At 32.7% G+C, this 11,408-nt stretch carries 10 protein-coding genes; 1 reads left to right on the forward strand and 9 read right to left on the reverse strand.

What is annotated here, in order from left to right:
- Positions 1-11: 11 nt before the first annotated feature.
- The 6 genes from polA to AB4Y30_RS11145 all read right to left on the reverse strand — a co-directional run bounded on the left by polA (position 12) and on the right by AB4Y30_RS11145 (position 8,092).
- Complete coding sequence (gene polA, locus AB4Y30_RS11120; RefSeq protein WP_368652304.1) at positions 12-2,639, reverse strand: DNA polymerase I; 2,628 nt, start codon at positions 2,637-2,639, stop codon at positions 12-14.
- Between the two features lie 246 nt (positions 2,640-2,885).
- Positions 2,886-4,259 (reverse strand): two-component system histidine kinase PnpS, encoded by a 1,374-nt coding sequence (gene pnpS, locus AB4Y30_RS11125; RefSeq protein ID WP_368652305.1) that lies wholly within the window; start codon positions 4,257-4,259, stop codon positions 2,886-2,888.
- Positions 4,256-4,951 (reverse strand): response regulator transcription factor, encoded by a 696-nt coding sequence (locus AB4Y30_RS11130; protein WP_368655217.1) that lies wholly within the window; start codon positions 4,949-4,951, stop codon positions 4,256-4,258. Before AB4Y30_RS11130 ends, pnpS begins: the two co-directional genes overlap by 4 nt.
- A gap of 204 nt (positions 4,952-5,155) precedes the next feature.
- Positions 5,156-5,554 carry a holin family protein gene (locus AB4Y30_RS11135; protein ID WP_368652306.1) on the reverse strand — a complete coding sequence of 133 codons (399 nt, stop codon included), beginning with the start codon at positions 5,552-5,554 and terminating at the stop codon, positions 5,156-5,158.
- A gap of 293 nt (positions 5,555-5,847) precedes the next feature.
- Positions 5,848-6,864, reverse strand: coding sequence for a carbon-nitrogen hydrolase family protein (locus tag AB4Y30_RS11140; protein WP_368652307.1), 1,017 nt, complete (start codon positions 6,862-6,864; stop codon positions 5,848-5,850).
- A gap of 220 nt (positions 6,865-7,084) precedes the next feature.
- Positions 7,085-8,092, reverse strand: coding sequence for a YheC/YheD family protein (locus tag AB4Y30_RS11145; RefSeq protein ID WP_368652308.1), 1,008 nt, complete (start codon positions 8,090-8,092; stop codon positions 7,085-7,087).
- Positions 8,093-8,485: 393 nt separating this feature from the next.
- On the opposite strand from AB4Y30_RS11145, the gene AB4Y30_RS11150 reads away from it, so the two are divergent.
- Positions 8,486-8,629, forward strand: a complete 144-nt coding sequence (locus AB4Y30_RS11150; RefSeq protein ID WP_368652309.1) for a hypothetical protein — start codon at positions 8,486-8,488, stop codon at positions 8,627-8,629.
- 263 nt (positions 8,630-8,892) lie between these two features.
- Here the strand turns inward: AB4Y30_RS11150 and AB4Y30_RS11155 are convergent, their stop codons facing one another.
- From AB4Y30_RS11155 to AB4Y30_RS11165, 3 genes are read right to left on the reverse strand one after another with little or no spacing between them, the layout of a single operon-like run.
- Complete coding sequence (locus AB4Y30_RS11155; protein WP_368652310.1) at positions 8,893-9,720, reverse strand: macro domain-containing protein; 828 nt, start codon at positions 9,718-9,720, stop codon at positions 8,893-8,895.
- A gap of 13 nt (positions 9,721-9,733) precedes the next feature.
- Positions 9,734-10,237 (reverse strand): TIR domain-containing protein, encoded by a 504-nt coding sequence (locus AB4Y30_RS11160; protein WP_368652311.1) that lies wholly within the window; start codon positions 10,235-10,237, stop codon positions 9,734-9,736.
- A 29-nt stretch (positions 10,238-10,266) separates the two neighbouring features.
- A complete protein-coding gene (locus AB4Y30_RS11165) occupies positions 10,267-11,403 on the reverse strand; it encodes a helix-turn-helix domain-containing protein (RefSeq protein WP_368652312.1) in 1,137 nt (378 codons plus the stop codon).
- Positions 11,404-11,408: the final 5 nt, after the last annotated feature.

The raw sequence follows: 11,408 nt of genomic DNA on the forward strand, positions 1-11,408 counted from the left end.
TTTCTTCTCCCTTATACATCGTACCAGCTATCGCCATGTGCATAATCTACTTTAAGTGGCACGGATAGTTTCACTGTTTTTTCCATCATGGCAGGTACAATTTCCTCCAGTTTTTCTATTTCTTCCTCTGGAGCTTCTATAATTAATTCATCATGAACCTGTAATAAGATTCGTGCTTGCAGGTTCTCTTCTTTTAATTTTGCATGTAAATCAATCATTGCTTGCTTAATGATATCTGCAGCACTACCCTGAATTGGTGTATTCATCGCTGTTCGCTCTGCAAAACTACGTACATTGAAGTTTCGACTATTGATTTCAGGTAAATATCTTCTTCGCTTCATGATCGTTGCCACATAACCTGTTTGCTTCGCTTCTAATACAATATCCTCCATATACTCTTTTACATTTGGATAGCTCTCGAAATAACGATCAATAAATTTCTGTGCTTCTTTTCTCGTAATTCCTAAATTCTGCGAAAGTCCATAATCACTCATACCATAAACAATCCCAAAATTAACTGCTTTCGCTGAACTACGCATATTCGATGTTACTTCAGAGGCATCAACATGAAAAACATCACTCGCTGTTTGTGTATGAATATCTAAATCATTATTAAAAGCATCAATTAATCGCTCATCATTAGCAATATGCGCTAATACCCGTAATTCAATTTGCGAATAATCCGCACCAAATATTTTCCAACCTTCTTCTGAAGCAACAAAGGCTTGGCGAATTTTTCGTCCTTCTTCTAAACGAATAGGGATATTTTGTAAGTTTGGATCAATGGAACTCAATCTACCTGTCTGTGTTAATGCTTGATTGAACCTTGTATGAATTTTCGATGTATCTTTATCAATTACTTTCAGCAATCCTTCAATATAAGTCGATTGCAGCTTTCCTAATTGACGATACATCATAATCTTAGAAATAATTTCATGTTTATCCTCTAGTTTTTCAAGTACATCTACTGCGGTTGAATATCCAGTTTTTGTTTTCTTAATAACAGGTAATCCTAGTTTTTCAAACAAAATTGGTCCGAGTTGCTTGGGTGAATTTAAATTAAATTCCTCTCCTGCCAGCTCATAAATCTCTTCTTCTAAAGCTGCCAGTTTTTCTTTTAATTCATTTCCCATATCTTCTAAGGTCTGCTTATTAACTTTAATACCAGTAAATTCCATTTCGGCAAGAATCAGTGCTAATGGTAATTCTAACTCTTCATACAAATGATATTGATCATTTTTTTCTAATTCAGCAAGGAACTGATCCTTAAGTTGGAAAATAACATTGGTTTTACGGACTACATGATCTGCTAATGCCGTTAATTCCGGTACCTTTTGTTTAGCGCCCTTTCCATAGACCGCTTCATCTAAAGAAACCTGAGTTAAATTCACTCGATGAGCGATACTTGGGATATCATCATGACTTTCGGCTGGATTCAATAAATAAGACGATAATAATAAATCAAAAACAATCCCTCTCATCTGAATACCATGATGTAATAAAGCTACAATAGTTCCTTTTGCATCAAATACATATTTCTCAATGGTTTCATCCTCTGCCCATGCTTTAAAATCTGCTGATTCCAAAGCTAGTTCTAGCGGGATAAAATATTTTCCATTTTGATTGACAAGACCAATGCCCAGAATATCTGCCTGATGGTAATTCTCCCCAAGCATTTCTAATAAAATAGCATCCTGTTTAGAAAATAATTCTGCTTCTATCTTTTCTACAATTGTATATTCTATTTCGTCCTGTTGTTCTGCTTGTCCACTGCTATCTACATCTAGCTTATCAATTAATGATTTAAAGCCTAATTCCGTAAAAAATGCATGTGCTTTATCTTGATCAAGCTCCTGAAACGGAATATCCTCTAAAGCAACCTGAATTGGTGAATTACAATTAATTGTAGCTAATTCTTTACTTAAAAAAGCATCATCTTGATGATTGATTAGATTTTCTTTTAGCTTCTTCCCACTAATTTCATCAATATGTTCATATACCTTTTCAACCGTTTGATACTGTTTTAGCAACTTTGTAGCCGTTTTAATCCCTACTCCTGGGACTCCTGGAATATTATCTGAACTATCTCCCATTAATGCCTTTAAATCAATAATTTGTTCTGGTGTTAGCTCCATTTGATCGAGTAGAGATTCTGGTGTATAAGAATTAACCTCACTGATCCCTTTTTTAGTCAAATCCACAGTTACATTTTCCGATACCAATTGTAGTAAATCCTGATCACCTGAAATAACCTTAACATTCCAATTTTCTTTCTTTCCTTCTGTAGCGAGTGTTCCGATGATATCATCTGCTTCATATTGATCAAGCTCATAATACTTGATTTGAAAAGCATCTAAAAGCTCTCTTACTAAAGGCATTTGTTCAGATAGCTCAGGTGGTGTTTTTTGACGACCACCTTTATAGTCCTGATAAGTTTTATGACGGAATGTAGTTTTTCCAGCATCAAATGCAACTAACATATGTGTTGGTTGTTCTTCCTCAATAATATTCATTAACATCGTAGTAAAACCGTATACCGCGTTTGTGTATACCCCTTTATCATTATTTAATAAAGGTAAAGCATAGAACGCACGAAATATGATACTATTTCCATCGATTAATACTAATTTTTGTGACATTAGAACGCCTCCTCACAAGATACATCCTGCCTTAATCCTATTAACTCCTGACATGTCTCGTTCTTATTCAATAATGTTCTTATTAAATTTTAACATTATTACGTTAGAATGAAAAAGTATAGCTATTAGTTTGTCTTAAAGCATTTTTTGTATCCAAATTTATCCACTAAAAAAATAAAATTTAAAATGGGATCAATATTTCTCCAATTTAAAACACCCTCTTGGCTAAGAGGATGTAATGATCGGTTATTTATTTTTAGGAAATTGCACCGTAAAGGTTGTTCCTTTATTGATTTCACTATCTACCTTAATGGTTCCACGATGTGCTTCGATAATATGTTTTGTAATAGCTAAGCCTAGACCTGTTCCTCCCGTATCTCGACTTCTTGCTTTGTCTACGCGATAGAAACGTTCGAAGATTCTTGGAATATCCTGTTGTTCAATCCCAATCCCTGTATCTGAGACTTCAAAGCATATATTATTTTCAGATTCAAACACTCGTAATTTAACTAGACCATTTTGTGGCGTATAGCTTATCGCATTAGTTAATAAATTAATTAATACTTGCTTTAATCTTTGACTATCTGCTTGAAATATCAAGTTTTCTTCAGCAGTAACTGAGAATTGAATGTTCTTTTGTTCTGCCTGTTGTTCAATCATTGGAACAACCTCTGCTAAAATCTCTGAAGTATTCACTTCTATTTCATTAATATGTGATTTATCATGCTCCAACCTTGATAATATCAACAAATCTTCAATTAGCACCTGCATTCTCTTACTTTCTTCAAAAATAATTTTCAAAAAAGTTTCTCGAATTTCTTCATCCTCCATACCAGTTTCCATTAATGTTTCCGCAAAACCAGCAATAGAAGTAATTGGTGTTCTTAATTCATGCGAAACATTCGCAACAAAATCTTTTCGCATATTTTCAAGCTTCTTGAATTCAGTAATATCATAAAAAACTAACACGGCCCCACGTAATAGTCCTTTTTCATCAAAAATTGGTGCTCCAACTATTTCAATATAGCTTATATTAGTATTGTTAGTATATCTAATTAATCGTTTTACATTCTTCTCATATAAAAACGTTTCTTTAACTGTTGTATGTATATCCTCTGTGTTCATTGCCTCATAGTATAGATGACCAATGTATTCCTTTTCCTCTATACCAAACATAGAAATGAATTTACGGTTTACCAGATGGATATAACCTTTATCATCAATTAATACCAAACCACTTTCCATATTATCAACAACTGTAGATAGCTGCTCTGCCTGCATTTGCTCATGAATGGATAACTCACTTAAGTTACGAGCAAGCTTGTTAATTTGCAAGCTGAGTTTTCCGATACTTCCATTAAGAGGATGATGTATTCTTGCTCGATAATTCCCAGCAATAAGCTTTTCAACTGTATTCGAGGCTACTTGTACAGGTCGAATAAATTTCTCAAAAAGATGGAGTAGTACTGTAATTAACAGGATAAACAGAATAAAGAGCATTCCGATTAAGACATAATAATTACTGATAAATTGACCTAATATCAATCCTGTAATAGTGATAAATATAAATATAATAATAACATATGAAATCAAAGACCTGTTAAACAGTCTTTTCATCATGTAGGATCCTCCAGTTTGTATCCTAATCCATGAATCGTCTTAATGTAATTTGGATTTTTCGTGTCTGTTTCAATTTTATCCCGAATTCTTCCAATGTGTACATCTACAATTCTTGTGTCTCCTACATAATCATAATTCCATATTTCATTTAGTAGCTGATCTCTCGTTAATACTTTGCCTTTATGTACAGCTAGATATTTTAATAATTCAAATTCTTTTCTAGTAAAATGTAATGCTTCATCTCTTAATTTCACTTCATACTTTTCTGGAAAAATGGTAAGCTCACCAATTTTGATTTCAGAAAAATCACTTGGTTGTTCTGTTTTACCAGATCTACGTAAAATAGCTTTAATACGAGCAACAACTTCTTTTGGACTAAATGGCTTCGTTAAGTAGTCATCTGCTCCAAACTCCAAGCCCAAAATTTTATCCAATTCTGTATCAAGCGCTGTCGCCATCAATACAGGAACATTATTTTTATTCTGTCTTAATGTTTTAATGATTTCCATTCCATCCAGTTTAGGCAACATCACATCAAGGATCACTAGATCATAATTGTTTTGCTCAATTTTTTGAATTGCTTCTTCTCCATCAAAAGCAGCGTCTGTTTCAAATCCTGCCTTTTCAATATTGTATTTTAATAGTGTGACTATTGATTGCTCATCATCAACAATTAAGATTCTTTGCATGATAAACCCACTTTCTAAAATTGATTTTAAGAAGCATTGTTAGTGCAAATTAAAGCTCTTTTTTATTATAACAATATACGATTGAAAAGCAAAAGAACATGACATTGTTATTACCTATAGGTATGCTGTAGATCGCATAATATTTTTAGGTTATTTATTAATTTAATATATCAAAATCTCCTAATAAATTTAAAAGGAGCAACGAAATTAATCGTCACTCTTAGATTTACTATTCAATTTTTCTACTGCTTTTCTTAAAACATCAGGTATTGGTAAATTTGTTTTTCCTACTGTTTCTAAAATACTTAACAATTCATTCGCTAAATAAAAAAAGATGACTGCATCTCTAATTAATGTGCCATCTCCCATAATTCTGTCTATTGAATAAGCAATTGCTACTAATGCAAAGATAATAACTTTTTTAGCAATACCTTTAAAACCTATTTCACTATTTAATTTGCCATATGTTGCTGCAACTAAGAAGCCTAATATATAATCTACAATGATAAAAATAACTAGTACCTGTAACAATGGCGACCAACCCCCTAATAAAAATGTGACGATCGCCCCAATAACAGCGATGATTGATTTAAATATTGTTTCCATGATTGCATCACTCCTCCAAATATTATACGGAGAGCCTGTTCACTCAGTAACGGTGTTTAGACATAAAAAATACGCCCTGGTGGACGTAAAGGAAAAAGCAATCATGATTGAGACGTTAAAGTTATTTAATTTATAGTTTTCGATTGCTAATTTTGTTCCATCAAAGTATTTACCATGACTAATAACAAGTTTTTAATACTCTTCTTTAAGTAATTTTACCAGAGTATGTAAAAGATATTTAAAATACAAGAGCCCTCTCTCGGGCTCTTCATTACTAATATGATATAAATTCCTTAAACTTTTGAGTCACTTAACAAAGCTTCTTGGCTTTCTTTTAAAGCTGAAGTTGGTTTAGAAGATTGTTGTAGATTCTCTTCATCAGACCACAATATTTTTCTGTCTACTTCCATTTTCAATACTTCTGGACGAGAATAATGACCAGCAGAATCTACCCAAACTTTTACTGGACCCAGTTGAGTTAAGTCAATCTCTCCAACAACTAATTTTTCTTCAAGGCCTGTATGCGGATCTGCTATATAAGAATTGAATGGATGGACAATTGCTGACCAACCACCACCAAGCTTGACCAAATCTTGTGCTCCAAGATGTTGTTCCATCCAGTCTAGACAAGTTTGATCTACAGGATTACTTGCAGCAATAACGAAACATTGTCCAGTCAATGCATGTGTTTTCATCATCGCATCAATTTGAATATCAGCAACTTCTTCAAAACCGGCCATTGTTGACAATCCAGGCCATGCAGCGGCATGAATCTGCTCTCCTTCATTAATAAGAGCCTGACGCGCTAAATTCATCGTGTGCTCCCAGCAAGCAAGTCCTCCTAAATTACCAAGTTCACTGTTAAATGTTCGTAAAGTATGTCCTCCTCCTTGCGCCCATACTGTTCGCTCAACATAAGTTGGTTGGAGCTTACGATGTACACCGAGAAGTTGTCCGTTCTTATCAATAAATACTTGTGAATTAAAACAAGTAAACCCACCACTAACGCATTCACTGATTCCTAATACAACAGCTACTCCTGACTCTTTCGCTGCAGTTTGAATTGCAGCAATCTCTGGACCATCAATTTCGACCGAAGCTTCACGATAATCATTCAATGCGCCTACCTGCATTAAAGGTGGATAGCATTCGATAAAATAAGGATATCCAGGAATAAATGTTTCTGGGAACACCAAAAGTTCAATTGATTCTTGTTCTGCTTTTTTGATAAAATCAATTGCTTTTTGTGTTGATGCTTTCTTATCCATAAATACTGGTGCCGCATGTACAGCTGCAGCTTTAAATACCATTAGTCATTCCTCCTAAATCAGCAAATTAATTTGATTATACACCGAATTAAGAAAATAAGAAAATTAAGATATAATTGCAGAATGTCCTATAATGAGGAAGTTCAGCTAGGATCATCGGCTCGAGCATCGAACTGACATACATTGGTATCCCTCAAAGCGAAAACTAACACAATATTTGTTCGAAATTTTCTAGGTAAAGAATGCTTTTGTTCTGGCTTCATTATGAATTTTGATGATTTTTTGCTAAATACAATGCATATGGTATAGCAAGTTTTTCAACCCCAGCTTCAAATGGTCTTGTCGCTGGAAAAGCATTTATTTCAATGATATGTATATCCCCATTTTGATTAATCCCCAAGTCTAAACCTAAAGCATCAATCATCGGTGTTACTAATTTTTGTGTTTGTTTTGCAATCTCAATTGTAACGGTATTTAAGTTCGACTTAACTTTCTTAGCTTCCTCCTCCTCATACATACTTTCTAAAAAAGGTGTTATGTAGCTCATTGATGATCCAACACTTACATTTACAATTTTGTTTTTATTATTGCTTATTGCAGCGTAGTGAAAGAAGTTAATCCAATTACCTTTTCCATTTCTACCTACATAACTTCTAATAATAAAGGGATTACCCTGAGGTGTAACTGAATGTATACCTGGTTGAAAATGATAATAATTTATATCCTTTATTGATTCTAAGTAAGAATCTAATATCTCCTTATCCAATCCGACAGCATCCCTTATATGTATTCCATCCTTTGTTTTTTCAAATATTTGAATTCCTAAACCCTTATGCCCTTTATTAGGTTTCAGAAAAACCGTTTTATGTTTATCTAGTAATTTTCGCAACGTTTCCACACTATTATAAGGAATTGTTTCAATTATGTATTTAGATAAATACGGATTCTTAGCCATTGCTTCTTGAAATTCCATTTTGTTTTTACCTAATCGATGGGTTGTAAAAGGTATACCTTCTTGTTTTAATCGCTCATATATAGGTTCGTCTTTTCTTAAAGGAATATCATTGTAAACCACATCTGGGAAATAAGATACTTCTTCAACCCAAGTGCCATACTTATATTTACATCCATAAATTAACTTTCGTTTAAAATCTATTTTATCAGCCGTAAAAAATATAACTTCTGCTTGATGTTCTTTTGCAAACATTGCAGCAACCGCATCCTTTATCATCGGTTTTTTATATCTTCTCAGCATGCCTATTAAAACCATTTATTTCACCATCCCCTAATATGTAATAGTTAAATATTATCATATTTATCAGAGAATTATTTCGAAAGTTTATAAAAATGTAAATTTTTGTCAGAAATCATACTACTAATGAGTGTAGTATGTTTATTTAATTAGCCATTATTTTTAGACTTAAAAAAGCACCCTAATGGGGATTGCTAGTAGTGATGAAAATAGAATATGTGGAATGACAGGCTTTGGGCGGTTGAAAAATATTAAATAGCCAACAACACAACAGATAAGAATACACGTTCCCCTTTTTATTGGTTATTCTACTCAGATATGATAAAATAAATATGTAGCTAAAAGTTATACGGGTGGTAGTTGTCACGTTGAATCCTTTTCTTGTTTTTCAAGGAAAGGAGGTGAACAACTATGGAGACTTTCTTTGAGTTTAGTAAAGAAGTGTTGAAAGGAATTGTGCGTGCTATTAGTGCGCATCTATTTCGGAAAACCTTTTTAGACAAAGAGAAAACCACCCGACGCCGTGACAAGCAGGGTGGTTCTCATAAAAATTAATCATTTGTGACAACCACCGCCTGTACGGCTTAGGCTGCAAGAGGGAGGATGACAGTCCTTCCTCATTTCTTATCTATATCCATTTTAACGTAAAAACATGCAAAAATCAATGGGCTATGCTTTATTGGTTTTATTAACCCATAAATTCATCACTAAGAGAATACCCCAATGGGGATTGCTAGTAGTGATGGAAATAAAATAGCGGAATGACGGGCTTTAGGCGGGAAAAAGACGATCTTAAAATAAAATAGATCGTCTTTTTATTATTTGTCAAAATTAGCTAGTTGAAACAAAGAAACTTTATCTCTTTTATCATATCCCACAACAATACTTACTTTCGAAGGATAGCGAAAACGAATACGACTAACCTTAAATGTCCATAATAACAGTTCTAATAATTCTTGTTCAGATACATTCTCATATCCTCTAAAACGAGTTATCCCTGAACCCAGCAATGGAATTACTATTGTTCTTCCAGCATATATAATATCAATTTCATTCCAAAACTCTAGTAAACAGCTTATATAATCTTGCATTGATAGATAAGCCCTATTGTTTTCATCGAATCGAGAAAATGCTGTTAACAGATATTCACTCTGGTATTTAAATATACTCCCTAACTTATATTTTGTTTTTTTCCCTAATAAACGATTTTCATTTGTTCCTATCACTTTTTCTTGCAAATGTAAATCATTATATATTTGTTCATCAAATAACGGAATGTTCTTAATAAATTTTTTTATAAAAAAGCCATTGAGTGTATTTTCAGCAATTATTTTATTATCAACAAGGGTGTCAAAATATTCGTTAAATGCGATTACTTTTAATCCCTCTTCATTAAATATATCTCCAAATTTAATCTCAACTGGTGATCCTTCAATGTTTAAATTAATATGTGTTTTTTTATTAGAGAACCACCACAATATACAATATAAGATTATTAAAAAAACTAAAACAACTAAACCGATGATAAGTTTATGTTGTATTGGGATATCTATAAAAATAAACACTATCGAGGTAATAACGCTTATAACAGATAGTATTTTATAGAACAATTCTAAAAGTTGCCTATCAAAAAGATTTACCTTCATTAAAATCACCTAACTACATTCCAAGACTTTTATACACACTATCATTGTATGAGTAAGGTACATTTTTACCTTCACTTTTATAGGTATAATGTGATTTTGACCAATTTTCTAAAGCGTACTGAACAATCTTTGAAGAAAATGGCACATGAATGGCTAGAGTGTCTCTTGCAATGGCAGGACACAATGACCTATCAATTGTCCTTTTATTATTCAGGTTTACAACTATTATTGGTAAATCCTTTTTTATAGCTAGCTCTATTTCCCATCTGACAAAACGATAAAGAAATCTTGTTTTTTCACCAACTAATAAAACGAATACCTTACTATTCATCATACGTTCTCGCAATCTTCTTTTTATTGTTTCTTCAGTACTTGTATCGAGTGCATTATTGATATCATGCGCATCATGAAAATTAAAGAGGGAACTATCTCTCTGCCGCCAAGCTTTCATTAAATGATAATAACGAATATCAGAATCTCCATCAAATGCAACATATGTTTTATTTCTATAAGCCATTCAATTTCCTCCTATCATTTTATTAAACATTACGTATTTCTATGTTTAAAATGTTCAAACATTCTTTTTAAAATCTGAACATTAATATAATCCTTTTCGAATGATTCCATTATGAGTCCTTCAATTTTTGGAAAGTACGGTGTCCAAATATTCTTCGAAAAATGATGTTTTTCATGCCATCTGTATATTACATACTGTTTGAATAACTCTTTTTCTTCCTCATTAGAGAATAATAAGATACATTCATTAAATCTCCTATGTGCGGCATCAGCTTCATCTCCATCAGGTTCGTAATAAAATTTATGAATGATATACTCGATCGAGTCATTTATAAAATACTTAAACATGATATCCCATTTGTGAGGGTTTTCGATAGAAATTCCATCTGTAAATGGAGTAGGTGTGAAGTACCTACCTCCATCTAAACTTACACCCTCTGTTGAGAACAATTGTGTTTGATGGTAATATATACGAATTTCTCTCCAATGTGGCGTTGTATCTGTTTGATTAAATAGATAATACTGATATCCATTTCCATTATCGTCCAAAGTGTATTCGATCGAAAACTCTGGAAACTGTTTATGATATTTTTTGACCGTTTCCCAATCACTAGGAGATTTAATCCAGTCATCTGGCTTCATTAAGTAATATTTAACACGCTCTAAAGGTGGAGAAATCAATCTAAATCTTTTTTTCCACAGATATTCAACAAAGTGAATATCTGCAGAATTATTTGGTGGAGTGTTTGTATCCATAACTCTAGTATAAATATGATTCGGATTTACTTTTTTATATCGCTGCGTTAAATAAAAGGGTGTATCATGACTGTTTTTGATTATTATTACATCTAACTCATAAGATTCTATCATTATAGTTTCAATGTATACTTGTGGTCTAATACCCCCAGCGAATGCTTTATCTTTCAGGAAATCGATTATATTTTGTGTGCTCTTTCTATGATTGTCATGAGTTATATCTGTTGGAGTAAAGTCTTTCTCTTCATCTATACCAATTATTATATATGCATCTCTATTCTCAAGGTTATTTGCCATACAAATAATATCGTGCAGTAAATCACCATTTTCTGTATGCCACTCCCTTTTAAAATCCCAATACGGTCCTTCTTGTTTCATTGAAATTAATTCTTCTACTTCGTTTTTAAGCATAAAAA

It is taken from the genome of Ornithinibacillus sp. 4-3 (assembly GCF_040958695.1).
In the GTDB taxonomy this organism is placed as follows: Bacteria; Bacillota; Bacilli; order Bacillales; family Amphibacillaceae; genus CALAMD01.